The sequence below is a fragment of the Desulfobulbus rhabdoformis genome, from assembly GCF_016919065.1.
Classification (GTDB): domain Bacteria; phylum Desulfobacterota; class Desulfobulbia; order Desulfobulbales; family Desulfobulbaceae; genus Desulfobulbus; species Desulfobulbus rhabdoformis.
This window is the reverse complement of sequence record NZ_JAFFQA010000041.1, coordinates 1-25,509: the sequence shown is the minus strand read 5'-3', so window position 1 is coordinate 25,509 and position 25,509 is coordinate 1. Positions and strand designations below refer to the sequence as shown.

The following is a 25,509-nucleotide window of genomic DNA, read 5'->3' as shown; positions in this document are numbered from 1 at the left end:
TAGACGGAAAGCACGTACTGGAGAACAATCGATGAAACCAGTCTATCCTCTGGCTGCCATTGTTGGCCAGGATACCTTTAAGCAGGCATTGCTCCTGGCAGCTGTGAACCCCGGTGTTGGTGGTTTGCTCGTTCGGGGGGAGAAGGGAACCGCAAAATCCACCATGGTGCGCGCCCTGGCAGGTCTGCTTCCGCCAATGGAGGTGGTTGAGGGTTGTGTCAACAACTGCTCACCGGAAGCCGATGAAGCGCGCTGTCCGGAATGCAGCCGCAGATATCCGCAGCTACAGACCACAACCAGAGCTGTCCCTCTAGTTGATCTGCCGCTCAACGCCACCGAAGATCGGGTGAGCGGCGGTATTGATTTTCCGCGGACCCTGCGCGAGGGGCGGGTCATGGTATCACCGGGACTGCTGGCCAGGGCCCATCGCGGCCTGCTTTACATTGATGAGGTAAACCTCTTGGATGACCACATCGTCGATCTCATCCTTGATGCCGCGGCCAGCGGCGAAAACCGGATCGAACGAGAGGGCATCTCATACCGCCATCCCTCACGCTGTATTCTGGTTGGAACCATGAATCCGGAAGAGGGCGAGCTGCGCCCCCAGCTTCTCGATCGGTTTGGTCTCTGTCTGGAGGTGGCGGGTTCAGATGATCCCGAAAGTCGGGTTGAGTTGATGGTGCGGCGTGAAGATTTTGATCAGGATCCCTGTCGATTTGCCGCACAGTTTCAGGCAGAGGGCGAGCGCTTGGCTGAGCAGATCATCCAGGGACGCAAGCGGCTTCCACGGGTCCGTATCAGCAAAGCTCTGCGCGGCTTTATCGGTGAGTTATGCCGGGAGAAGAATGTTGCCGGACACCGGGCTGACCTGGTGATGGAGCAGGCGGCGCGAGCCCTGGCGGCTCTTGCGGGCAAAAATGAGGTCAGTGTCGAACATATCACCCAGGTAGCCCCGCTCGTTTTATTGCATCGGATGCGGGATGCCGAGCCACCGCCCCCTCCGCCGCCACCGGAGCCTCCCCAGGCCGAGGATGAGAACGACTCTGAGCAGGAAGAGCAGGAGGAACACCAGGAAGAGCAGCAACAACCAGAGGAAAACCCGGAGAGCATGGAGGCCCCCCCGCCTCAGCAATCCGGGGAAGAAGAGCAGGCCCAAGAGTCACCTCAGCCCGAGGAGCAGTCTCAGGAAGAAAAAGGAGATGAAGGGACGTCACCCACCGGGCGTGATGAGCAGGTCTTTGAAATCGGCACCACCTTTCGGGTCAAGTCGCTCACTGCCGCCAAGGACCGTGTGGTGCGACGCGGCTCAGGACGTCGTTCTCGCAGCCGTATTTCTCAGAAACAGGGGCGTTATGTCAAGTCAACCTTGCAGGATACCGGGGATTTCGCCCTGGATGCCACCCTGCGGGCTGCGGCTCCCTACCAGCAGCAGCGGAAAAGGGCTGGTGATCAACAACTTGCCGTTCAGTTAAGGCCCCAGGATATCCGCTCCAAGGTCCGGGAAAAACGGATTGGCAACTTTTTGCTCTTTGTGGTCGATGCCTCCGGTTCCATGGGGGCTCGTGGCCGCATGGCCGCTTCCAAAGGGGCGGTGATGTCGCTTTTGCTCGATGCCTACCAGAAGCGAGACAAGGTCTCGATGATCACCTTTCGTCGCAATGAGGCTACAGTCAACCTGCCGCCGACGACTTCTGTGGATATGGCCGGACGCCTGCTTTCTGAGATGCCAGTCGGCGGCCGTACGCCGCTCTCCGCGGGCCTGGCGAAAAGTCACGAGCAGGTGCGTAATTACCTCATCAAGAATCCCACCGCCCAGCCCATTGTCCTCTTCATTACAGACGGTAAATGCAATGTGGCCTTAGGCGAGCGAAAACCGGTAGAGGAATCGCTGCACCTGGCTCAGGCGCTTTCACGGGATCAACGTATACGCTCCATTGTCGTTGATACCGAGGAGGCCGGTCTGGTCACCTTTGGTCTGGCCCAACGGTTGGCCGGGGCCATGGAGGCCCAATATTTTAAAATAGATGACCTCAAGGCTGAGGCCCTGGTCAACATCGTGCGAGGACAACAACAATGAAAAACAGGCCCATCTATCCGTTTACCGCCATCGTTGGCCAGGAAAAAATGAAACTGGCTCTGATGCTCAACGTCGTCAACCCAGGACTTTCCGGTGTCCTTATCCGAGGGGAGAAGGGCACGGCCAAATCCACCGCTGTGCGGGCCCTGGCCGATATCCTTCCTGAAATTTCGGTTTTCGCCGATGATCCCTATCAGCTTGACCCCGTTGAAGAGTTGGAATCTTACCACGCCATCTGCAAACTGATCGCCGGGACACGCCGCGAAATCCTGCCTGAGGTGGTGACGCGCAAGGTGCGGGTGGTGGAGCTGCCGGTGGGGGCCACCGAGGACCGGGTTGTGGGAACCCTTGATCTGGAGCATGCTCTCAAGGCAGGCGAAAAGCGCATTGAGCCCGGTATTCTGGCCCAGGCCCACCGGAACATCCTCTATGTAGACGAGGTCAATCTGCTCGATGACCATGTGGTGGATGTGCTCCTTGATTCCGCCGCCATGGGAGTGAACACCATCGAGCGGGAAGGGGTCTCCTTTTCCCATCCGGCCCGTTTTACTCTGGTTGGGACCATGAATCCGGAGGAGGGCGAACTGCGGCCGCAGTTGCTCGATCGTTTCGGGCTCTGCGTCAATATCGAGGGTATTCAAACCGCCGAGGAACGGGTTGCCATCATGGAGCGAAGGGCTGCCTTTGACCTGGATCCTGAAGGATTTGCCCAAAGATGGAGGGAAGAGTCCAGAGCCCTCGCCGACCAGTTACTCACCGCTCGCAGCCTGTATCCCAAGGTCGAGATACAACGGGAGCTGTTATTTGAGATTGCCACCACCTGTCTTGAGGTCGGGGTGGATGGCCATCGCGGCGATATCATCATGCTCAAGACTGCCAAGACCCTGGCCGCCCTGGATGGTCGCGACACCGTAACCTCGACAGATATCTCCACCAGTGCGGAGCTGGTCCTGCCCCATAGGGTCAGGCGGCAACCGTTGATGGAGATCGCCGATAATGTGCAGGCGCTGCGTGAACGGGCTCTCTCTGGGAAATAACCTGAATCTGTGAGCGTATAACTGTGCACAAGAACCACCATACCTCCTCCTACTGGTTTCCGGCAAAGCGATACGGCTATGGCTGGGGATTACCCACAACCTGGCAAGGCTGGCTCGTCTTCCTCCTGTATCTTGGTTTGAGTACTGGAGGAGCACTGCTTCTTCGCGGGGCGGACTCCCTGGTCCTGTTTGTTCCGTTTGAACTGGTCCTGACCGGGATTTTTGTCTGGATTGTCTGGAAAAAAGGGGAGCCACCAGCATGGCGCTGGGGAGCCCAAAAGAACTCTACTGACCATCAATAACTATGATCCGAATTGAAAAGCTGCAAAAGCTCTATGGCAAGGTCAAGGCTGTTGATTCCATTGATCTTGCGGTGCATCCAGGTGAACTCTTTGCCTTTCTCGGCCCTAACGGAGCCGGGAAGACAACCACTATCCGTATACTGACCGGCCTGACTCGAATCGGTTCAGGCCAGGCACGTATCGGTGGGCACGATATTGTCGAATCTCCCCGTGAAGCCAAGCGCCAGTGTGGGCTTGTGCCCCAGCATATCAACCTGGACAATGAGTTGAGTGTGCGGGAAAACCTGGAGATCCACGGTCGCCTTTTTGGCATGAACACACAGGCCAGGGGCCAAAAAATCGAGGAACTGCTGAGCTATGTGGAGCTGCTTGATCGAGTGGATTCCCTGGTGAAACAGCTCTCCGGTGGGTTGAAACGACGGTTGATGATCGCGCGTGCCCTGATGCATGAACCCAAAGTCCTCTTTCTCGATGAGCCCACCGTGGGGCTCGATCCGGCTATTCGCCGGCGCATCTGGTCGCTGATCAAACGGGTGCAGCAGGACGGGACCACCATCTTTCTGACCACCCATTATATCGAAGAGGCTGAATTTCTCGCGGCTCGGGTGGCTTTTCTCGATACAGGCAAGATCGTGGCCCTGAATACGCCCCAGGCCCTGATGGCCAGTCTGGGTGAGTGGGCGGTGGATCGTATGAATGGCGAAGGCATGGAGACCACCTATTTTGCCACCAGGGATCAGGCCTCGGAGTACGCCGCTTCTCAGGACTGCGGGGTAACCCTGCGACGGGTCAATCTCGAGGATGCATTTTTACATCTTACCGGAAAGAAGGTGCTCTCATGAATGGTTTTATCGCTGTCTATCTGCGGGAGATGCTCATCCTCAAGTACCGTTTTAAACGTCAGCTTGCAGGGATGGCGGTCTCGCCGCTCTTGTATCTCATTACCTTTGGCTATGCCATGGGCGATCTGATTCAATTTGGTGACCAGTCCTACCTGCATTTTCTTATCCCCGGTCTGGTGGCCATGGCCAGCATGACCCAGTCCTTTGGCATTGCCACGGATATCAATGTGGCCCGTTTTTACTGGAATATCTTTGAGGAATTCCAGGCAGCACCAATCAGTAACCTTAGTTATGTGGCTGGTGAGGTCCTTGCCGGAATGACCCGGGCCTTAATCGGAGTGGTGGTCATCCTTTTGTTAAGTCTGCCCTTTGGCGTGGTCCTCCATTACGGGCCGCTGTTTTGGCTGGCTATTGTGGGCAACTCCTTTGTCTTTGCCTCGCTGGCGGTAGGCATGGCCATGCTGGTAAAATCGCACGCGGATCAGAGCCTCTTGACCAGCTTCATCATCACGCCCATGGCCTTTTTGGGCGGTACCTTCTTTCCGGTTGAAAAACTCCCCATCTGGGCCCAGGGACTGCTCTCCTGTTTGCCGTTGACCCACGCCTCACACGCCATTCGCGCAACCGCCAGCGGCAAGGCGGCTGATGGGATCGACTATCTGGTGCTAACCGTCGTGGGGCTGGTTTTCTTTTGGCTGGCACTGCATTCGGTCAATAAAGCCCGGGACTAGATCCGTAGGGTGGGCAGGAAGTTTCTGCCCACCGATAGTTGCTCCGTCTATACATTGAGTTACGAACATATTGCTGGTCCCCGGTGGGCAGAAAAAAAACGCTCTGCCCACCCTACAGGATTCATGACCTGGATGGCAATCAACGATGAGGCCTGAATGGCCTGGAACTTTTACAAGAAAAACCTATGCTTATCGACACATTATACAGTGCTGTTGAGCTGCACCGCGAAGAAAAAATCATCTACGCCCGTTTCCTCAAGCCCCATGCGGTGCTCTCGACCTGCCGGGTGGCTGGCGGGCTTCGCACTGATTTGAGCGCGATGTACAACCATCAAAGCTGTGAACCGGCTGGCCATTGCCATAATCTGCCAAAGAGTACTTATCGCAATCCCGAGCAGTACCGGAAGGCTCTCTGTGATCGGCATAATCTGGATGCCGAGCACTGTGCCACCCTGGGGACGGCAGCCAACATGCACAATGCCAGTATTGCCAGGGAGTCGTTTCGCGATTTGGAGGTGATCGCAGTGTGCACCGGCGGTGTGGAGGGCAACGCCGGGCGGGCAGGCGATCCGGCTTCCGTGGTGGAGACTGAGCAGGGCTTTGAACGGTTGCCACCGGCAGAAGAGATTCCCGGACCGGGAACGATCAACACCATGCTCTTTATCAATACACCGCTGATTCCCGGTGCTCTCACCCGTTGTGTCATGACGGCCACCGAAGCCAAGACAGCGCTCCTGCAGGAGCTTGCGGTCAACTCCCGCTACTCGGATAAACTGGCCACCGGAACCGGAACCGACCAGATTGCGGTAGCAGCCCTGGAGAGCGATGTCACCCCTCTGACCAGTGCAGGCAAACACTCCAAACTCGGTGAGCTGATCGGACGAACCGTGTATTCAGCCATCAAGGGGACCCTTTCCCGCCAAAACAGTATGCACCCGGCTGGGCAATGCTCAATCAAAATTCATTTGGAACGCTTCGGCCTGAAGCGGACCGCGCTTATCGACACCATCTGCTCCTTTCTTGATCAGGAGGAGGCGGAACTGCTTCGTGTCAACTTTAAAGCCTTTGAACATGATCCGCTCACAGTGGCCGCCGTGGCAGCCTTGGTCCACCTGCGCGATAAGATCACCTGGGGCGTTCTGCCCGAGAGTTGCTGGGGTGAGATTATGGCCGGATATTGTGCCCAGGTAGCCTCTGCGGTGAGCGGCGATTACAGCCGTTTGGCGCATTATCGTCTTCTTCTTGTGCCGATGGTTTGTGCAACCGACAACAGAGCCTTTTGTCGACTTGTCTGTCGAGCGCTGGCCTTGGGATTTTCAGAAAAGTGGCACCATATGGAGATGCTGGTTGATGAGGATGCGCGCGTTACCAGTGACGCGGAGGAACAGGGGGAAGGCTAAGTTAAGCGTACACAGACGGCAAAAAAGAGCTGGGAGGCGCATTGCTGAAAATCTTACGATCTTTGGCTTAGGAGAGTGTGGCTCCTTGCCGGGTAAATGAGAATAACGATCAGAAAACGAACCAAAAGGAAGGGGAACGACGTGCAAGGGAGAGAAAAGAACAGGAAGAAACTGGTGTGTGCCTTGGTCGTGCTGTCATTGTTGGCCTCATCAGCCTCTGCCGAAGAAAAATCTGAGGTGAACCAGGCCGAGGATATAGTGGTCACCGCAACACGCACCGAGACAAATGTCGATGATGCTCCGGCGAGTGTTACCGTTATCAGCAGAGAGGATATAGAGAAATTTGAAGTCGATTCCCTGGTGGATACGCTGAAGCATGTTACCGGCTTGTATGTGAACACAAGTTCCACGGGCTCCGTCTCCATGCGCGGGCTAAAAGGGGATAGCCGAACACTGATCATGGTAAACGGTACTCCGGTGAACGACGGGTATAGCGGAGGTGGTGGATGGAACACCATGGGTATCGATAATGTGGAAAGAATCGAGGTTATTCGCGGGAGTGGTGGCTCGGCTCTCTACGGTGGTTACGCCATGGGTGGAGTCATCAATATCATCACCTCCAAACCGACCAAACGTGAGGGGAGTATATCAGCTGGTTTCGGCAGTGACAACACCTACAAGTACAGTGCCTCCGCCGGTGACCGCTATGGACGCTTTGGGGTACGAATTGGTTATGAGTCGACCACAACGGACGGCTATCCGGAAAATCTTGTTGCTCGATCCGTGGGGGCGGGAACGGGCACGCTTTCGGGGGGCTATGGAGTTACCCATAGAAGCGGTGCCGCATACTGGGTGACCGGCGATAAGGGAGATGTGGCCAAGGATAGCTCCAACCTGAACCTGATGGCCTCCTATGACCTGACCGACACCGGCAGTGTCACCCTGGATTTTCAGCGGGGAACCAGTGAGAAAAGCTATGGTAGCCCCCATACCTACCTCACCGATAGTTCAGGAAATCCCGCATATTCGGGGGCTGTTCAGATCGGTACGGGCGATAGAGCGACGGTGACCCCCTACTATTACATTTCAGGTGCCTCGCCCTACTCCATGGAAAATTACCTGACCACACTCACCTATAAAGAGATCTTCGGCCCAGTCGCGTTCACCGCAAAGGGGGGCTTCAGAAGTACTGATACCTGGTACACCTCCCCAACCACCTATACAGGTAACTACTCTTCCTCGGCCGGAAAGAAAACGGATTACGGCACAGAGGCCTGGACCGCAGATCTGCAGGGCGATATTTCCCTTGGCCAGGATCATCTGCTCACCCTTGGAGCCTCCTTTAAGGCGGACTCAGCCCATTTGGACAGCTACAACCTTGCCTTTTACCGCAACGAGAAATCTATCCTCGGAAAGGTCGATAACACCGAAGGAAAAACCAGGACTTTTGGGTTCTTTGTGCAGGACGAATGGACACTGAATCCCCAGATGCACCTCTTTGCCGGGCTCAGGCTTGACACCTGGACAGCCTATGACGGTATCTCCGGACCAGTCGGATCTCAAGTGAGCTTTGATGATCATGACGATAGTTCTGTGAGTCCTCATCTGGCTTTGGTCTGGAATCCTCTGATGGATACCTATGTTCGGGCTTCTGTTGGCCATGCCTTTCGTCCCCCAACTGTCTACGACCTCTATCGGGTTTCGACCATGGGCAGTACCACCTATCACAATAACCCCGAACTCGGCCCGGAAACTTCCTGGAATTATGAGGTTGGCGCAGATCAGTATTTTTTTGATCGTAAAGTGAAATGTTCAGTAACTGGATTTTTCATTCAGGCGGAGGACTTTATCTCCAGCTATAGGATAGGAAGTGATTCCTATAAAGAAAACGTCGGTGAAGCCGAAATCAGGGGGCTTGAGTTTGCTCTTTCCGCTCAGCCATTGAGCTGGCTAGATCTCTGGGCGAATTACACGATTACTGATTCGGAAGTAAAAGAAAACAGCAGGGAAGCAAGTCTTATCGGCAAAGAGCTGACCGACTACCCGGAGCAGATGATCAATATTGGTGCCGGGGTTACCTACAAACAGGTGAAGGCAAGTGTTGTCGGTAACTACACTGGGCGGATGTATTACAGTGATATGAATGATGATTTAGAGGGAACCTATTACGGATATGCAAACCATTGGCTCTGGGATGCAAAGATGACCTACACTCCATTGGAGTACGCCGATATCTCTTTTTCAATCAACAATATGTTTGATGAAGAATATTTCACTGGATCCATGTCTGCTCCGGGAAGAACCTATTTTGTTGAGCTGAAATTGAAGTTTTAATCATCATTCTTTAAGGATATTTAACTTTTTTGTTTGAGAAAAAACAGTGACAACGACCTGAAATTGGGTGGTATCACTTTTTAAAAGGAAAGCATATTTACCCCGTAACCAGGTGATTCACATCCAAGTTTAAAAGAAACGTTCAATCAAAAACATCGCAAGTCGGTCACCTCTGATCTGAGGTGTGCAAGGGAATCCCGTGTAAATCGGGAGCGGTCCCGCCGCTGTAATCCAGGTCCTGGACATTGTCAGGGAGCCCCATTGAACAGAACCACTGTGCCGCCCTTGGTATGGGAAGGATCAATGGGGAAGGAGAGCCAGAAGACCTGCCGTATATGCGTTTTTTGCCAGACTGTCGAGGATACAGGAATGGGTAGAACAGGGGAGTTGCGGCAACTCCTTACACTGGTTGTGCGCTCATGATCTTTCCTGTCTCCTTGTCGTTAATGTGAAATAAATACAGGAGAATAGGAAGAATGGAGCCACAAGGAGTGAAAAAGTTTGATCGATTGAGCCTGGCCTTATTGGTGTGCCTTGCCTCAACGACTTTAGCCGCTGAGGCAAGTGGTGCTGACCAACAGGATGAGGCTGTCAAAGAAAGGGCAGACGAGATGGTGGTCACGGCAACCAGGAGTGAAGAGGATATCCTCACCATCCCCACCAAAATCGAGGTGATCGACAGCCATGATATCGAAATGACCGCTGGAACCATGCTCACCGAGCAGTTGAAAAAATCCAGTTCGATCAGTGTCATCGAATACCCCGGTGCCCTGGCGGGTATTGGTATCCGTGGTTTTCGGCCGGAGTTTTCCGGCATTACCAAGCACAGCCTCATTCTGTTGAACGGTCGTCCCATTGGCGCCACCAACCTGGCAACCGTGCTCACTGATAATGTCGAACGTATAGAAGTATTGAAAGGTCCGGCCTCCTCACTCTACGGGGCCGAGGCCATGGGCGGTGTGGTGAACGTGATCACCAAAAAATCCACCGGTCCTTTGGGGGGCTCGGCTGAACTGGGCTACGGCAGCTTTGAGACTAACTTCCAAAAGCTCTGGAGTGGTGGTGCCATCATTGCCGATACACTGGATTTTGATGTTTCGCTCGGTCGCCATGAGCAGGCGGATAACCTGACCACCGGCGACAACGGCAATGAGCGGCCCAATACATCCTACAAAACCCGTAATGGAGCCTTCCGTATCGGTGGTAACTTTGCCGGTGACTGGCGGGCTGATCTGTCGGCCAACATGTATCAGGGCCGCAATATCGAGACCCCCGGTGATGTGGCCTATGGCAGCGTACGCAGTGGCCGCAAGGATATCGATAATCAGGGCGTGGACCTACGGGTTGGCGGCGGATTAGGCGCGAACAACGAAGTGGCGGCCACTCTCTACCATACTGAGGAAGAGGCTGAAAACTACTCCAACTATTCCAGCGGGTCCACCGTCCCCACCTATCGCAGTTACGACTCCGAAATCACGTGGGACGGTGTTCAGTTGCAGGATATTTATACCTGGGGCAACCATAAGTTTATTCTGGGGTTTGACTACCAGTACATCGAAAAACAGTCGCGAAGCTATACCACCAGCGGCACGCGCAAGGCGCCCTCGTCACCGGATGAAGGGCGGACCAACCTGGCCGGATACCTGGAGACGGTGTGGAAGTTTTGTGACAACCGGTTGACCTTCACCGGTGGCGGTCGTTACGACACCTTTGAGGTCGAAACTTTGGCAACGCCCTATAAAACGGGCTTTACCCCCACGACCGAAGACTTTTCCACCTTCAGTCCCCGTGTCGGTGCCAACTATCTCTTTGATATGGGGATTCGTTTGCACGCCACCGTGGGCCAGGCTTTTGTCCCGCCCAGCGCCTTTCAGTTAGCCGGTTATTCGGAATCTATCGTTGGCGGTGTGACCATGGTTACCCAGGGGAACGGAGATCTGGATCCTGAGTCCTCCACCACCTGGGATGTGGGTGTAGGCTACGAACTCCCCAACTGGGGGCTTTCCATAGATGTCACCTATTTCGACACCACGGTTGATGATCGTATCACCACCTTGCAGGTCGGCAACCTCAAGACCTACATCAACGCCTTGGGGGCAGATCTACGGGGCATGGAGTCAACCCTGAGCTTTGATTTGGGTGTGCCCATGCAGTGGAAGAACAGCCTGAGGTTCTATGTCAATGCCACTCATATTTTCGAGGCAGAGGAAGAACTCGCCGGTGGAGCTATGCAGGATATTCACAACGTAGCCGACTACACCTACAACTACGGTGTGGAATACAGTGATGGCCAGTTCGACTCCCGCCTCCATTTTCGAACCGTTGGCCCCATGCGTGATACCGACTGGGTCAGCGCCGGGTATCCGGAGATCGAGTATCCTTCATTCACCGTGGTTGACTTGGTACTTGGCTATAATTTTCTTGAACACCATCGGGTGGCTCTGACTATCGATAACCTTTTTGATAAGGATTACTACGAGAAAAAGGGGTACCCCAAGCCTGGTCAGTCATTTTTCCTTAGTTATAAGTATACCTTCTAACAACCAATACTTGAGGGAGTTACAATGGCAAAGGGTTTGTTGATGGTGATGACCGGTGAAGGTAAGGGAAAGACCACCTCGGCTCTGGGCATGGCTTTGCGTACCGCTGGGCATGGGCTACGGGTTTGTTTTATCCAGTTTATCAAAGGGAGCTGGCGCTACGGTGAGTTGGAGGCGATCAAACGGTTTGACGATCTCATCGACTTTCACGTCATGGGCCGAGGCTTTACCTGGAAGTCTGAGAACCTGGAGGAAGATGCACGGTTGGCACGTGAGGGGTGGTCCAAGGCCTGCGGCGCCATCGAGTCCGGCCGCTATCATCTGGTTGTCCTGGACGAGTTCACCTATCTTCTCCATTACAACATGTTGGAGCTTCCTGCCTGCCTGGAGTTTTTGAAAGAACACTGCCCACAGCAGCATGTTTTGATCACCGGTCGCTATGCGCCTGATGCCCTTATGGCGGCCGCTGATCTTGTCACGGAAATGCGGGTTATCAAACACCCTCTCAAAAGTGGGGTCAAGGCCCAGAAGGGTATTGAATTCTGATGGAGCATGCTGCGCGGAGCACAGGGGAATTTTCACAGATCAATTATCTGATATTGGCCCTGACCACTCGGTGTAACCTTGCCTGCAGGTACTGCTACCACGGTCTGCCCAGAGGACGATTTGATATGGACCCGGAGGTGCTGCAGCAGGCCCTGTGGATGGCGGGACAGGGGCAGGGCGCGTTACACATTCAGTTGACCGGAGGCGAGCCCTGCCTGGTTCCCGGCCTTATCGAACAGGCGGTAAAGGGGGCGCGTCAGATACAACGGCCACTGACCATGGGGATTCAGGTCAATGGAACCTGTCTCACCAGAGAAATAATTGATCTGTTCAAAAAGTTCAGGCTGCAGGTTGGGGTCAGTCTTGACGGTGCACCAAAAATTCAGGAGTCCCTGCGGGGCAGGGCCAAGGAAACCCTGCATGGACTCATGTTGCTGGAGCAGGCGCAGGTTCCTTTTCGTATCACCACGGTGGTGAGTGAGGTCAATGTCCTTTATCTGGAACAGTTGGCCATGCTGCTGGCCGGGTTTCGTCAGGCGCGAGGGATCGGACTTGACCTCCTGGTGAACAAAGGGAGCGGGGCCAATCCTGAATCCGGACCTGGGGCGGCAACGCCTGGAGATTTGCACCAAGGCCTGCAACGACTGGCGCAGGCCCTTATTCAGATCAACAGCAGGCGAAAGCACCCCATTCGCTTGCGTGAATGGGATTTGGTAAAGCGCATGCTCGGCCGAGGACGATTGAATAGCACACGACTTTTCTGCCAGGCGGCACAGGGGGCGAGTATGGCCGTGCATCCTGATGGCCGTTGTTTTCCCTGCAGCCAAACCATGGGGGATAGCCGATTCGGTCGTGACCTGGCAAACAGCCACCTGCCACCTCGACTCCCCGTTGCTTCGCTGATGCGATCTAAAGATGACTGTATCGGTTGCAGGCTTGAGCACTGTTGTCCTGGGGAATGTCCCAGTCGGCTTTTGTATAATCCACCTGCAACACGGCGGCTGGCCTGTGTTCTTTACCAGAGCCTGGCTGAATTATGTGAAACCTGAATTCGTGAGGATTCTTCAGCGCGTCAGTTTCGTTGTCTGCAAACTGCCGATTAAAGTAAACTTTGTCGGTAGGTTGCAGACAATGAAGATGGCGTGCTGATGGATGCCCCAAAGGGCGGCGGGGGAAACTGAACAATACATGAATTTGTAAAAAAACGTTGTCTCATTAAAAAGATGCGTTGTTCAGTGCCCACCCGCCGTCACGGATTCAGGTGAAGAACATACAACCATAATATCAGAGTAAGACATTGAACAGACTTTTGTTCCCAAGTCCTTAAGGGAATATGGAAGGGAGGCGCTATGCCGTCATTAAAGATTGGGTTGTTACACCTGGCCATCGCCCATAAAGAACCGGAAACCAATCGGCAACAGCTTTTAGCCTACTGCCGTGAAGCCGGTGAACGGGGGATGCAACTCGTTGTCACCCCTGAGTTATCCATCTCAGGGTATTCATTCAGCGGTCAGACCGATGTGGCTCCATACGCGGAAACAGAAGAAGGGCCGACCTTGCGCGCGGTGTCGGCCATCTGCCGTGAGTATTCCATGTTTGCCTGTATCGGCATGGCGGAGCAGGATCTCTACAGCTCCATTCTCTATAATACGGCTTTTGTAATTGATCCCCAGGGCGATATTGTCTGCCGCTATCGTAAGATGAATGCGGAATTCAGCTGGGCCTGTCCAGGCGATCCCTATGAAGATAACACCTTCCTCACTCCCTGGGGACGGGTTGGTGTGTTGATCTGCTCCGACTGCTACCACAGTCTCATGCCACGTGTCACCGCACTACGGGGAGCTAATCTCTTGCTGGTGCCGACCAACTGGCCTCCGGTCGGTGGCTTGGATCCTCTTGAAGTCTGGCGGGTACGGGCCATGGAAAACGGGATTTCTGTCGCTGTCTGCAACCGGACCGGGCTGGACGCTACCCTGGACTGCCGCAAGGCCACCTCCGCGTTGGTCAGTGCCCGGGGGGCGGTCCAGTTGAAAAAAGTCGCTCGCACTTCCCGGATGGTCAAAGCCAGCATCCCTTTGAACCGGGAGGGGAAAATGAAAGGCGGGCAACGGCTCAAGCAGCTTGCCCATCGCGACAGGAGACAGATGCAGGCCTGTTGCCTCAACCGTACGGGGATCGGTGATTTCAGTGCCTTGCTCCAGTTGCCGCAGGCGGGACAACTCAAACTGTATTGCCATTGCCCGGATCAGGAGACCGGGTTGCTGCCTGTGCTCAAGGAGATTGAGGCCAGCGGCCAGGTTGCAGACGTTCTCCATGTGCTTCCTCCCGGCGTCTATGAGGATACGGATATCCATGGGCTGCGCGTTTGGTGCGCTGCAACTGGGCAGAAAGTGGTCCTGATCCGTGAACGAAAAAGTAGCGAGACCCTCTACTGGTTTGATGGTAAAGAGTCGCCCCGATCCCGTCCATGGGACAGTGTCAATGGCTGTGCAAATGAAGAACCGCCTGTCTTTAATTGTGGAACGGCCCGGGTGCATATTCTGCCGGGAAGGGGAATGCATCATCCGGAAATGTTTCTGGCCAGTGCCAAAAAAGGGGCGGATCTTGCCCTTGTTTTCAACAGGGTCTACAACGAGAAACTGTGTCTGTTGGGAGGTGCCCGCACCATCGAACAGTCTGCCGTGATCCTTTCAACTCCTAACGGGGCCGGTATCTGGTTGACCCCGGAAGGTCATCAGCGATGGCAAGAGGTTTTGGCCGCCCCTGGTGAGCATTGTACCGTGATCCTGGATACCACCAGGAGCCGGAAAAAACGATTTCAGGATCGAATTGATTATCGGACTCTGCTTCTGGAACCGGAAAAGAATATTGAGCGGATATCGGCAAGGAGCTGTTCACCCTACAGGTCATCCTTTTCCGACGGTATGCGTATTCCCGGAGAGCAGGTATGAACATTATTTTTCTTCATGGCCTGATGTTTCAGGCGCAGACCTGGTCAAGGGCCGCCGCCGTACTCAAGGAAGAAGGCATCTGCATTGAATTTTTTTCTCAGCAGTCCAACCCGCAAGCGGCCATCGCCCGGATGCGAGAAGGAGAGGTGGATTGCTGTATAGCCCAGATGTTTCGGGATATGCCAGGGTACGAGGAACTGCTGGCCGCTGCCCTGGAGCTGCCCTGCCGCGTTGTCCTGGGAGTGCAGGCCGAGCAGGAGCGTTCGTCTTTGAGTCAAGAGCAGACAACCCAGTTCGCGGGGTATCTGCAGCAGGTGTCGTTGGAAAACTTCATCAACGCGATCCGTTTTCTTGCCTCCACTCTGGGGATGTGCAGCAGCCCGGAACCTCCCCAAAAGGTCGTTACATGCGGTCTCTACCACCCACAACATCAGGGGCTTTTCGCTGAAACGGAAGACTATTTGAACTGGCAAGACAAGCGGAACCTGAGCGCCCGGCCCCTGGTTGCGCTTCTCTGTTACTACGGCCAGATTGTCGAGCAGAATACGGCCGAACTCGATGCCCTTATTCAGGAACTGGAGCAGCATGACATGCTCCCGTTCTGCGTTGTGACCGAAGGCATGGCAGAGAGCAGTCTGCCCCTGAAACAGCGCTACCCCTGGCTGCAACATCTGCAGAGCGTCTCGCCGCAACTTATACTCAATTTATTGGCTGGGCGCATTCTGGCGCAGAGCGAGGATCTGCACCTGCTGAAAGAGTTGAATATCCCTATTGTTCAACTCCTCAGGCTGTACCACCAGACCCCTGAGCAGTGGCGGGAGGATATCAATGGAGCCGGGAGCGGGGCCGGGGCCATGATTTTTAGTCTGACCCAGCCGGAGATGGCGGGAGTCATCGAGCCCACGGCTATCGCCGCCACGGTGACAAAGACTGATCCCTACACAGGCCTTGCCCTCAGGCGCTACCTGCCCCTGCCCGAGCAAATTGAACGGCTCTGTCTGCGGCTACGCCGCTGGCTTCGTTTGCGAACCCTTGCCAACAAAGATAAACGGTTGACCATTGTCCTGCATAATAATCCCTGTAAGGGGGTGGAGGCGACTTTGGGACTCGCTGCAGGGCTGGATACCTTTGCCAGCCTGGCGCTCTTTATTCGTGGACTGCGCGAGGCGGGCTATGAGACCGGGGATGCGCCGGAGGATGGCAAGGAGTTGCTGGAGTTGCTGCTGACGCGTAAGGCTATCTCCGAGTTTCGCTGGACCACCACCGACGAGATAGTGAGTAAAGGCGGAGTCCTGCATTATACCTTCGAGGGCGAGTACCAGAAGATTATGGGCCAACTTCCTGCCAATACAAGGGAACGGGTGGAGACCGATTGGGGGCCCTTCCCCGGAGAGGGCATGGTCTATAAGGACCAGGGACAGGATACCCTGCTGGTGACGGGACTTGAGTTCGGCAATCTGAAGATTATCGTCCAGCCCAAACGCGGCTGTTACGGAGCCAAGTGCAATGGTGAGGTCTGTCGCATACTCCATGATCCCCATCTCTCCCCCCCACCGCATTGGCTGGCCACCTACGCCTATATCCGCGAGACCTCCGATGCGGTGCTCCACTTCGGCGCCCATGGTGCCCTTGAGTTTTTGCCGGGTAAGCAGGTCGGTCTCTCCAGCGGCTGTTTCCCGGAGATCACCCTGGGCGATCTGCCCAATATCTACCTCTATATTTTAGATGTCCCCGGCGAGGGACTTGTGGCCAAACGACGGGCACGGGCGGTGATGGTCGATCATTTGAGTCCTGTACAGCGACCGGCAAGGGCAGATCAGCAAACTGTGGAGTTAGAGGCTCTGCTTGATCAGTACCAGAAGGCTCGGCAGAATGCGGAGAACAACCGACGCAAGGTGCTGCAGAAAGGGATGATCCCCCTCATGGAGGCCATGGGCGGACTGGAGGAGAGCGCAGAGGAACTCCAGGATGGAGAAACATTTGATCAGGCTGTGGAACTCCTTTCGCGTCGGATAGCGCGTTCAAAGCGTATCCTCGCTCCCTCCGGCCCCCACCTCTTATCAACCCCGCCCGATACTGACGGTTTGGCCACCATGCTGACCACGATTCTTGGGAAACCGCCTGAAGGGATCCCTGGGGTGGCTGCTCTTGCCGCTCTTGAAGCGGAATCATCGTTAACGAGTTTTGACAGCGCCCAGGCAATCGTTAAACGGCTCCTGAAACAGGTAGGGGAAGCAGAGGCCGTCTCAGGGCAGGATGAGCGATTGTCAGGGCTTGCCAGCTGGTGCAGGGATATTAGCAGTCGTATCAGTGATTGTACCCAGGAGATCCCCCAGTTGTTGCAGGCCCTTGATGGAGCATACATTGAACCCGGGCTCAGTGGGTCCCTCGCCTTGGGGAAAACCGAGGCTCTTCCCACGGGGAGAAATTTTTTTACCAGCGATATCAGTGCGATGCCAACCAGGTCCGCCTGGGAAGTGGGCCAGGTGCTCGCTGATAACCTGCTGAGAAAATACCTGAAGGACGAGGACCGCTTCCCCGAGAGTGTGGGCATCAGTTTATGGAGTATTGACGCCTTTAAATCAGATGGAGAGGTTTTTTCCCAGGCCCTGGCATTGATGGGGATACAACCGGTCTGGTCTGAATCGGGACGGGTTTGCGGTATCGAGCCGATTGGACTGGACGATCTCACTCTGACCCTGGAAGATGGCAGCGTGGTCCAGCGACCGCGGGTTGATGTGCTTATTCAGACCAGCTCCATCCTCCGCGATATGGTGCCCCATTTTGCCGATCTGCTTGATGAGGCCGCGGTCATGGCCGGAGAACTAGACGAACCCCTGGAACTCAACGCCATCCGCAAGCACACCCTGGAACAGATCGAAGAGCTGCGTCAGGAACTGGGTGAGCGTCTGCCTGTAGAGTCGCTTCATCGTATGGCCAGTTTTCGCGTATTTTCCTCTGCCCCCGGCGCCTGTGGAACCGGTGTGGGGCTGGCCTTAGATGCCTCGGCCTGGAACGATGAGGCCGATCTGGCCGAGACCTATATCAACTGGTCCGGTTTTGCCTACGGCTCGGACAAGGTCGGACAGACCGGGCGCATCAGCGGGATGGAGGCCCAGCAGGTCTTTGCCTCGCAGCTTAAAAAACTCGATGTCACCTACATGCGGCAGTATTCGCCGGAATACGACCTCGTTGACTGCAGCTGCTATACCGGTTGCCTGGGCGGCATGTCGGTGGCTGCCAAGGCTGTGAGCGGCCAGAGGGCACGTATCTACTTTGCCGACAAAAATACGGATGACGATCATTCGGTGCGGGACTTTGCCGAAGACCTTGAGGCCTCGGTGACCAGCAAACTGCTCAATGAAAACTGGATAGAGGATCGGCAGCAGGAAGGTTATCAGGGCGCAGGCGAGGTCGCAAGCCGGGTCAACACCCTCTTTAAATGGAGTGCCACCACAGAATCCGTGGCTGGTTGGGTCTTTGATCGCGTGGTGTCGACCTATATCCAGGATCAAGAGCGACTGGAATGGTTACGCCGGGAAAACCCCTACGGCCTGGAGGAGATGACCAGACGCCTTATGGAGGCCCAGAGTCGTGGACTATGGACTCCTGCTGAAGATATCTTTATAGCGGTGCAGGAGGCAGCCCTGCTGATCGAGGGGGATATGGAGGAAAACATCGGTGAGGTCAGCGAGGAGTTCCAGGGCTCCAAGGTCGAGGTCATCACAGCCGATGACGTGGAAAAATGGCAGCCTAAATGGAAGCTTGCGCGCACCGGCAGCTGATGTCGCGTACCCAGTTTTTTTATCAAAAGAATGAAAGGAATGTTCCCATGAACAAATTTGTGAAATTGAGTTGCACCATAACAGTATTCCTCCTGGTTTGTGCAGTTTCCTTTGCCCAGGCCCATTATCTCTGGCTCAATGTCGATGACCACCGCCCCAGGGTAAAGAGTATACCGATGTTTTCCGTGGGGTGGGGGCATCATTTCTACAGCCCGGTTGGCGACATCCTCACACGGCCTGAGCTGTTGGAGACTCTCCAGCTAATCGATCCTGCCGGAAAATCAAGCGAGCTCACGCTGGTTGATGGGTTCAAATATCAAGCTCACCAGCGCTACAGCGCTGGCACCTATCTGGCTACGGTTGCCATAAAAGAGCGGTTTTCAACCAAGACTGACAAGGGATATCTTTCCCAGCCCAAAACAGGACTGACCAATGTGCTCTCTTCCCGGTATCTGGGCATGTATGGCAAGGCCATTATTAATGTGGGGACAGGAGGGGACAGTACCAGTCTGTCTCAACCGGTGGGAACGTCTCTGGAGCTGGTGCCGTTGAGTAATCCTGCCGATCTGCGGGTTGGCGACTCTTTTCGTTTCAGGCTCCTCTATCAGGGCCAACCGCTGGCCGAGGAAATCAAGGCCACCTATGCAGGGTTTAGCCCCCACAATGCCTGGCCCTATACCTGCCGCACCAACAGGGAAGGCGAGGGGGCCATCCGTATTCTGGCGCCGGGGATCTGGGTGATCAAGGTCAACCACCGGGCACCCTACAAAAATTCCGAGGAGGCGGACGAGTATTCCTACACCGCCACCTTAAATTTTGAAATTCGCTGAGCAGGGCAGAGGAGAGAGGTATGGGGTTGTTGACTCGTTTCGTCCTGCTCGTCCAGGTCCTGTTGCTTGTTTGCTCCACCCAGCTCCTGGCGGAACAATCGACGGAGCAATCGGTTCCGATCTGGTCCTGGGTTTTGGAAAATGAAGAGCTGTACGTCTTCCGCTTTGACCAGGATGATCTGAACTGGCGTCAGATCAGAACGGAGCGCGATCAAAGAAAAGATATCCATGAACAACCAAAGCATCTTGGCCTGGTGCGTGGCAGCAAAGGCAGGTTGTTTGCAAAATTCACCAGAGACGGCTCACCATTGCCAGCCGGCACTCTCCTGGTCAAAGACCCGGACGGCCACACCAGAACGACTCAGGTGGCTCCAAAGATGGAAGAAGTGGTTTTGCCGGAAAATCAAATGCTCAATGGGCGGTATCTCGTCGGTGGCCATTTTGTGACCCATACAAGAACAGATGATGGCGCCGATCAGGAGGTCCACCTGTATCCTAAAACCTTAGTTGGTCATCGCAAGAGTGGGGGACGACCCGGCTCGTTTCCTGCCTTTTTTTTCAATGATGACGCAATCCCCCTGGAGATCGGATCCGCCCTTTCGCCTGCACGGCGGCGCATGGGGGGAGGGCATCAGCGGCCCCATGAGAGTTATGACATGGAAGTCCGGTACATGGGCAAGCCCCTGCCCGATGCCACGGTTGAAGTCTTTGCCGAGAGCAGCAAGTGGCATCGAATCTATCGTAGCGATGCTGCGGGTCGTTTTGCCGTGACCCCCTTTGATGACCGTTCCCGGCAGCGGCACTATGATAAACTGCTCTATGTGGTCCAGGTCCAGGATGCGCCCAACCATATCCTCCATGTTGCAACCCTGCCTGTGATTATTTTTCGGAACCGGCCGGAATGGACCAGCCATCTGTGGGGCTACGGGTTCTGGGTAATCGCCGGTTTGTTGGGTATCTGTCTGCTGGTGGGAGGGAATATCTATCGTCATCATCGCCAGCGTCAGGATGTACTGATCCGTTTTGATCAGTGCCGGGTGAAGGAGGATTAAGGTTGTGCGTATCGGAAAACTTCGTTGGCTGATCCTGAGCCTGTCATTTGTTCTCCTGCTCTTTGGGGCCTGTGCGGGCCTGCATCTGGGCTCTATTTTGCCGACCTTCTCCTGCTGCTTTGTGCCGACCAGGGCCGGAACCTGTTTTTTTCTCCCCCTGCAGCTGAGCCTGGGCACCTTCACCTGGCCGGATATGTTGCTCTTTTTGAATCGATTTTTCTGGTTCAGTCTGCTTGTCCTCCTGCTTGGCCGAGCCTGGTGCGGTTGGCTCTGTCCCCTAGGATTTTTTCAGGACCTGCTTGACCGGCTGCGGCAGGCTGTTGGCCTTGGCTATGCTCGTTTCAGTGCCAAATGGCGCGGACGACTCTCGTGGGTGAAGTGGATATTTCTTGGGATTGCCCTGCTTATTCCACTGTGGGTCGCATTTCCGGTATTGTTTGCTCCCGTGGCCCTTGATCTGAACATTCCCTTTTGTCAGCTCTGTCCGGGAAAATATATCCTGCCCCTGATCACCTTTTCCCGTGATCGGATTCTGGTGGATTTTGAGTCGACCACCCGCATGGTGATGTCGTCTTTGGGGTTACTTTTTTCCGTGACGGTGATTATCGGCGCCTTTGTCAAACGCCGTTTTTGGTGCCCCTACTGTCCGCTTGGTTTGTTGATGTCCTGGTATCGCAAATGGAGCCTGTTCAAACTCAAGAAAGATGATGCCACCTGCACCCACTGCCAGGTCTGTGCCAATGTCTGTCCCTTGGAAATCGACGAGGTCTTTCTTTCCCGGGGGCGGGTGGACGTGACCTTTTCCGACTGCATCCTCTGCCTCAAATGTATTGAGCATTGCCCGGAAGATGATGCCCTGCGCGCAGATTTTCTGGGAAGGACTGTCTATCGATCAACCTCGAAAGGTTTTTTTCGCCACCCTGCCATAATGAATGCGGAGACCAAGCATGAATAAACCCCTACAGTCCAAGGCGTCCAGTCGTCAGCTCAGGCAAATCAGCAGGGAAGCGGGACGCCAGCTGGCAGCAATGCAGGAGTTGTCCAATGCCCCTCAGGCGCTCGCGCCCTTCATCGATGCGTTGGAGCATGTCTTTGTTGCCAATGACCCCGAACCGCTTCTCTTTAAAGATGGTCAGAGCAAACCGGTTATTGGTATCTACTGCATCCTGGTTCCTGAAGAGCTGATTTACGCGGCCGGAGCCATCCCCATACGTCTTTGTGGTGGATGTACCAGCCCCTGTGCGGCCGGTGAAGAATTTGTGCCGCGGGATGGCTGCCCCTTGGCCAAGTCGTCCCTTGGTCTAACGGCCCAGCAGGGCCTTGCTGTCTATGACCTCTGTGATGTGGTCATCATCCCGACCACCTGCGATGCAAAACGTAAGTTTGCCGAGGAAGTGTCACGCTTTCAGGAGGTGTGGATGCTGGAGGTACCGCATCTTAAAGAGTCGGAAATTTCTCAACAGGCCTGGCTCCAGCAAGTGATGGCGCTCAAAGATCGCCTGGAAGTGTACATGAAGTCAGTGACCGGTAAACGTACGAAGATAACGCCAAAAGGCCTGGAGCAGGCCATCTGCCAGCAGACCGCGGCCCAGGAACAGGTGCGGAGATTACAGCTACTGCGAGCCCGGGAAAGCGCTCTTCTTTGGGGGCGGCAGGCAATGATCGTTGCCGGAGCCTATTCCTTTATGGAGGTGGGCGCATGGACCGAGGCGTTGCGAGTGCTTAATGATGAGCTGGAAACCAGAACGGCAGGCTCAGTCTGTGCTGAAAAAACACCTCGCCTGCTTATTGCCGGAAGCCCGGTCATCTTCCCCAATTTCAAACTGCCCAACCTTATAGAGGAAATGGGCGGGGTGGTGGTGATTGATGAATCCTGTGTAGGTGAGCGGATGTTGTATGATCCGGTCGGGCATCCCGAGCGGGACTTGCGTTCACAGATGATCGCCCTGGCGGCCCGCTACCTCATGCCCTGTATCTGCCCAAGTTTTGCTCCCAACGAAGACCGGTTGGTTACCTTGAAACGCATGATTAAAACCCACAAGGTGGATGGCGTGATCTACCACGTTCTCAAAGGCTGTGTGGTCTATGACTTTGAGGTAACTCGGGTGGAGCGTGCGCTTAAGGAATGCGATGTCCCCCTGGTCCGTATTGAGACCGATTACAGCCCGGAAGACGTGGAGCAACTTCGCACCAGAATTGAGGCATTTATCGAGGTTCTACATTTACGAAAGGAGAAAAACCAATGAACTACTTCGCGGGCATTGATGCCGGTTCCACCTACGTCAAGGTGGCGGTTTTGAATGAGGAGGGGGATTTAGCCGGACACCAGCACCGTCCCACAGGTATAGATGCTGCCGGTCATGCACGGACGATGCTGGATTCGATCATGGAAAGGATTGGGCATCCCACCTCCAGGATTGGAGCGATCATGGCGACCGGTTACAGTCGCAGGATCATTGATGTGGCCGAGGATACCATCACCGAAATCAGGGCGCACGCCGCAGGGGCACGCATGACCGCTCCGGACGGAACGCAGATTCGTACAGTGATCGACATAGGCGGCCAGGACAGCAAGGTGATTGTGCTCGGTGACGACGGCGAAACCGAAAATTTTGTGATGAATGATAAATGCGCCGCTGGAACCGGGCGGTTTTTGGAATCACTGGCGCGAGTCCTGGAACTTGAGGTCAGCGAACTCGGGCCGCTTTCACTTGAATCCACCGCACCGGCAGCAATCAACTCGACCTGCGTGGTTTTTGCGGAATCCGAGGTGATCTCACTGGTTGCACGAAAAACACCACGCCGGGATATTGTGGCTGGAATCCACGAATCCCTGGCCAAACGTATTGGTGGCATGGCTCGCAAGGCCCGGTTTGAATCGGAAATCCTGCTCACTGGTGGCGGTGGTCTTAATCCCGGCATTGTCCAGGCACTGGAGGACGAACTGATGACGGATATTCATCTACCGCTCCATCCGCAACTCAATGGGGCTATCGGGGCTGCCCGTATTGCTCTGGGGAAAGACTGAGCAATGACCGGGGGCGAAATAGGCGGCACCGGTCTTGTACTCGGTCTGGTCAACGGACCTGCCTGCTTCCTGAGTTGTGCACCTGCTGTTTTACCTGCCCTGATTTCCAGTGTTCCCCTGCATGCCAAAAAGCAATTTGCCTGGCCTCTGCTGGGCAGGCTCTTGGGAGGGCGTCTTTTGGCGTACTTGCTGGTTGGCCTGCTTGCAGGGATAAGCGGTCGCCCGCTTGCTGCGATCAGTGGAGTGCTTTCACCCTGGATGGATTTGCTGCTGGCTCTTTTTTTGTTCGCCCATGGGCTTGGGGTTTGGGAGCGTTTTCATTGCTGCCCATATAAAAGAGGTGCACGATGGCAAGGTTCCCCCTTTCTGATGGGGTTATTAACCGGATTTTCTCTCTGCCCACCCTTTCTTCTGGCCCTCACCTGGGTTTGGGGACAGGGCGTGGGGCCTCTCGCATCGGCAATTTTTTTTCTGGCATTTTTCGGTGGAACTTCAATATATCTGCTCCCCCTTGGATTTGGCGGTTACCTGCTACACCGTCAGTCTTTCATTCACCTGGCCAAAGGAGTGGCCTTGATGGCTGCAGTATTTTTTCTTCTTCAGTTTGTAACGTTTATTTTGTAAGGCCGCACTGCGTCCAATGGCGGGGGACTTTCTTCATGGATATTTTTTCTTTGATAGGCAAGGTCGCCTACCAGGTTGGTCATCAGGCCACACAGTTCCTCCCCTTTTCCTTTCTTGCCCTGATCCTGACAGAGCTACTGATGCGTTATGGATTTTTGGCGAAACTTGAACCCCTTGGTGCTCCAATCACTCGTTTGTCCAGGCTGCCACAGTTCAGTACCACAACGCTTATCGCAGCAATGGGGTCAGTGCTTGCCGCCAACACCATGCTGGTCAGCTATCGCCAAGACAAGCGGATCAACGATAAAGAATTGGTTCTTTCCTCTCTACTCAACTCCACACCCGCCTACCTGAAAGAACTGCTTACCTATCATTTTCCCGTTATTTTCCCCTTGCTTGGCCCCTTAGTGGGGAGCGTTTATCTTGCCACGTTTTGCCTTGCTGGTGGCATAAAACTCTTTTTAGTGGTGGCTGCCGGAAGGATGCTGTTACAGGGAAGAATTGAGAACCATAGAGGTGACAACAGATCTAAGTCGGCTGAAGCAAAAGCGGAGAAGAGGGGAGGTGAAAAAAATCCAGCAACCTTTTTGCAGATTGTAAAAGAGGCTGTGGGAAAGCAAAGTCGAGTTTTTCTGCGAATAATGGCCTACAGCCTAGGGATGATGTTTCTTGTTTTTCTGGGACTTGAGTTAGGTCTTTTTCAGTGGACTGAATCATTGATTGGACCTCTGGCAAACCGTATGGGGCTGCCAAGTATTGTTCTTGGTCCTTTGGGAGTTTATGCAGTCAGTCCTCTGGCCGGAATTTCATCCATGGCAGCACTGCTGAGTCATCAGCAGATCACGGGCGAGCAGGCCGTTGTTGCCCTCATGATAGGCGGTTTAGTCATGGCCCCAATTATTTATCTGCGCTCCATGGTTCCCAGCTATGTTGGGCTTTTTGGTCTGCGTATGGGCATGTTGATCGTTGTGCTTTCACTCTTTTGTGCCTTGAGCGCACGCGTGCTGGTTCTTATATTGGCCTGCTGTCTGTGAGATGAAACCTCCATGTCCGTATACGAGCCAAGCATTTTTTACGTGTAATTATCCATTCTGGTAAATCCAGGCTAATCCTCCCATCAATGCTCGGGCCCGGACCTCCTTTAGTAGCCCAATTCCAGAGGAATGGTCTACCCAGAAGAAAGTTAAAATGAGATTTATTCTCATCTTCTTGAGCCAGTAGGCTAAAAAATAAAAAAGGTTCCGGCAACGCGCTGAACAAAAGAGCCGCAACTGCGCTGCGTAAAATTTGTTGCCATAAATGCTGTAGATTCGCATTCCCGCCGCCCCGAAAATCCGCTTAAATTCTCATGAAGCATTACCAGTAACGAGAAAGTCTCTACCAGTCAAAGTAAGAAAAATGATCACCACGTGGTGTGGTCGTGGATTGCA

The 25,509-nt window shown here is 54.5% G+C and carries 19 protein-coding genes and 1 riboswitch; all 19 genes read left to right on the top strand.

Annotated elements, in window-relative coordinates:
• Positions 1-31: 31 nt before the first annotated feature.
• The 19 genes from JWJ90_RS17880 (at position 32) to JWJ90_RS17790 (ending at position 25,113) form a co-directional block, all read left to right on the top strand.
• Complete coding sequence (locus JWJ90_RS17880; protein WP_205228584.1) at positions 32-2,077, top strand: putative cobaltochelatase; 2,046 nt, start codon at positions 32-34, stop codon at positions 2,075-2,077.
• Positions 2,074-3,114, top strand: a complete 1,041-nt coding sequence (locus JWJ90_RS17875) for a magnesium chelatase ATPase subunit I (protein WP_205228583.1) — start codon at positions 2,074-2,076, stop codon at positions 3,112-3,114. The genes JWJ90_RS17880 and JWJ90_RS17875 overlap by 4 nt, the downstream gene beginning before the upstream one ends.
• Positions 3,115-3,137: 23 nt before the next feature.
• Entirely contained in the window at positions 3,138-3,416 is a 279-nt protein-coding gene (locus tag JWJ90_RS17870) for a hypothetical protein (protein WP_205228582.1), read from the top strand.
• A gap of 2 nt (positions 3,417-3,418) precedes the next feature.
• Positions 3,419-4,258, top strand: coding sequence for an ABC transporter ATP-binding protein (locus tag JWJ90_RS17865; protein ID WP_205228581.1), 840 nt, complete (start codon positions 3,419-3,421; stop codon positions 4,256-4,258).
• Positions 4,255-4,989 carry an ABC transporter permease gene (locus tag JWJ90_RS17860; protein WP_205228580.1) on the top strand — a complete coding sequence of 245 codons (735 nt, stop codon included), beginning with the start codon at positions 4,255-4,257 and terminating at the stop codon, positions 4,987-4,989. Before JWJ90_RS17865 ends, JWJ90_RS17860 begins: the two co-directional genes overlap by 4 nt.
• Before the next feature lie 185 nt (positions 4,990-5,174).
• Positions 5,175-6,389, top strand: coding sequence for an adenosylcobinamide amidohydrolase (locus JWJ90_RS17855; protein WP_205228579.1), 1,215 nt, complete (start codon positions 5,175-5,177; stop codon positions 6,387-6,389).
• 174 nt (positions 6,390-6,563) lie between these two features.
• Positions 6,564-8,723, top strand: a complete 2,160-nt coding sequence (locus tag JWJ90_RS17850; protein WP_205228578.1) for a TonB-dependent receptor domain-containing protein — start codon at positions 6,564-6,566, stop codon at positions 8,721-8,723.
• Positions 8,724-8,870: 147 nt separating this feature from the next.
• A riboswitch (cobalamin riboswitch) is annotated at positions 8,871-9,071 on the top strand.
• A 128-nt stretch (positions 9,072-9,199) separates the two neighbouring features.
• The gene (locus tag JWJ90_RS17845; RefSeq protein ID WP_205228577.1) at positions 9,200-11,263 is read left to right on the top strand and encodes a TonB-dependent receptor plug domain-containing protein; all 2,064 of its coding nucleotides are present in this window, start codon (positions 9,200-9,202) and stop codon (positions 11,261-11,263) included.
• Between the two features lie 24 nt (positions 11,264-11,287).
• Positions 11,288-11,809: a cob(I)yrinic acid a,c-diamide adenosyltransferase gene (gene cobO, locus JWJ90_RS17840; RefSeq protein WP_205228576.1), complete on the top strand. Its 522-nt coding sequence runs from the start codon at positions 11,288-11,290 to the stop codon at positions 11,807-11,809.
• The gene (locus tag JWJ90_RS17835) at positions 11,809-12,858 is read left to right on the top strand and encodes a radical SAM protein (protein ID WP_205228575.1); all 1,050 of its coding nucleotides are present in this window, start codon (positions 11,809-11,811) and stop codon (positions 12,856-12,858) included. The genes cobO and JWJ90_RS17835 overlap by 1 nt, the downstream gene beginning before the upstream one ends.
• Positions 12,859-13,158: 300 nt before the next feature.
• Positions 13,159-14,760 (top strand): nitrilase-related carbon-nitrogen hydrolase, encoded by a 1,602-nt coding sequence (locus tag JWJ90_RS17830; RefSeq protein ID WP_205228574.1) that lies wholly within the window; start codon positions 13,159-13,161, stop codon positions 14,758-14,760.
• Entirely contained in the window at positions 14,757-18,545 is a 3,789-nt protein-coding gene (locus JWJ90_RS17825) for a cobaltochelatase subunit CobN (protein ID WP_205228573.1), read from the top strand. Before JWJ90_RS17830 ends, JWJ90_RS17825 begins: the two co-directional genes overlap by 4 nt.
• Positions 18,546-18,592: 47 nt before the next feature.
• On the top strand, positions 18,593-19,375 hold the full coding sequence (locus JWJ90_RS17820) for a DUF4198 domain-containing protein (protein ID WP_205228572.1): 783 nt from the start codon (positions 18,593-18,595) through the stop codon (positions 19,373-19,375).
• 20 nt (positions 19,376-19,395) lie between these two features.
• Complete coding sequence (locus tag JWJ90_RS17815) at positions 19,396-20,427, top strand: hypothetical protein (RefSeq protein WP_205228571.1); 1,032 nt, start codon at positions 19,396-19,398, stop codon at positions 20,425-20,427.
• A 4-nt stretch (positions 20,428-20,431) separates the two neighbouring features.
• Positions 20,432-21,382, top strand: coding sequence for a 4Fe-4S binding protein (locus JWJ90_RS17810; protein WP_205228570.1), 951 nt, complete (start codon positions 20,432-20,434; stop codon positions 21,380-21,382).
• Positions 21,375-22,673 (top strand): 2-hydroxyacyl-CoA dehydratase family protein, encoded by a 1,299-nt coding sequence (locus tag JWJ90_RS17805; protein ID WP_205228569.1) that lies wholly within the window; start codon positions 21,375-21,377, stop codon positions 22,671-22,673. Before JWJ90_RS17810 ends, JWJ90_RS17805 begins: the two co-directional genes overlap by 8 nt.
• The gene (locus JWJ90_RS17800; protein WP_205228568.1) at positions 22,670-23,455 is read left to right on the top strand and encodes an acyl-CoA dehydratase activase; all 786 of its coding nucleotides are present in this window, start codon (positions 22,670-22,672) and stop codon (positions 23,453-23,455) included. Before JWJ90_RS17805 ends, JWJ90_RS17800 begins: the two co-directional genes overlap by 4 nt.
• A gap of 3 nt (positions 23,456-23,458) precedes the next feature.
• Positions 23,459-24,079, top strand: coding sequence for an urease accessory protein UreH domain-containing protein (locus JWJ90_RS17795; RefSeq protein ID WP_205228567.1), 621 nt, complete (start codon positions 23,459-23,461; stop codon positions 24,077-24,079).
• A gap of 35 nt (positions 24,080-24,114) precedes the next feature.
• Entirely contained in the window at positions 24,115-25,113 is a 999-nt protein-coding gene (locus JWJ90_RS17790; protein ID WP_205228566.1) for a hypothetical protein, read from the top strand.
• The last annotated feature ends 396 nt before the right edge of the window (positions 25,114-25,509 follow it).

Bases quoted from the DNA above. Each gene is read 5' to 3' on its own strand.
- JWJ90_RS17880 (WP_205228584.1), top strand. From the start codon at position 32: ATGAAACCAGTCTATCCTCTGGCTGCCATTGTTGGCCAGGATACCTTT.
- JWJ90_RS17875 (WP_205228583.1), top strand. From the start codon at position 2,074: ATGAAAAACAGGCCCATCTATCCGTTTACCGCCATCGTTGGCCAGGAA.
- JWJ90_RS17865 (WP_205228581.1), top strand. From the start codon at position 3,419: ATGATCCGAATTGAAAAGCTGCAAAAGCTCTATGGCAAGGTCAAGGCT.
- JWJ90_RS17860 (WP_205228580.1), top strand. From the start codon at position 4,255: ATGAATGGTTTTATCGCTGTCTATCTGCGGGAGATGCTCATCCTCAAG.
- JWJ90_RS17855 (WP_205228579.1), top strand. From the start codon at position 5,175: ATGCTTATCGACACATTATACAGTGCTGTTGAGCTGCACCGCGAAGAA.
- JWJ90_RS17845 (WP_205228577.1), top strand. From the start codon at position 9,200: ATGGAGCCACAAGGAGTGAAAAAGTTTGATCGATTGAGCCTGGCCTTA.
- cobO (WP_205228576.1), top strand. From the start codon at position 11,288: ATGGCAAAGGGTTTGTTGATGGTGATGACCGGTGAAGGTAAGGGAAAG.
- JWJ90_RS17835 (WP_205228575.1), top strand. From the start codon at position 11,809: ATGGAGCATGCTGCGCGGAGCACAGGGGAATTTTCACAGATCAATTAT.
- JWJ90_RS17830 (WP_205228574.1), top strand. From the start codon at position 13,159: ATGCCGTCATTAAAGATTGGGTTGTTACACCTGGCCATCGCCCATAAA.
- JWJ90_RS17825 (WP_205228573.1), top strand. From the start codon at position 14,757: ATGAACATTATTTTTCTTCATGGCCTGATGTTTCAGGCGCAGACCTGG.
- JWJ90_RS17820 (WP_205228572.1), top strand. From the start codon at position 18,593: ATGAACAAATTTGTGAAATTGAGTTGCACCATAACAGTATTCCTCCTG.
- JWJ90_RS17815 (WP_205228571.1), top strand. From the start codon at position 19,396: ATGGGGTTGTTGACTCGTTTCGTCCTGCTCGTCCAGGTCCTGTTGCTT.
- JWJ90_RS17805 (WP_205228569.1), top strand. From the start codon at position 21,375: ATGAATAAACCCCTACAGTCCAAGGCGTCCAGTCGTCAGCTCAGGCAA.
- JWJ90_RS17800 (WP_205228568.1), top strand. From the start codon at position 22,670: ATGAACTACTTCGCGGGCATTGATGCCGGTTCCACCTACGTCAAGGTG.
- JWJ90_RS17795 (WP_205228567.1), top strand. From the start codon at position 23,459: ATGACCGGGGGCGAAATAGGCGGCACCGGTCTTGTACTCGGTCTGGTC.
- JWJ90_RS17790 (WP_205228566.1), top strand. From the start codon at position 24,115: ATGGATATTTTTTCTTTGATAGGCAAGGTCGCCTACCAGGTTGGTCAT.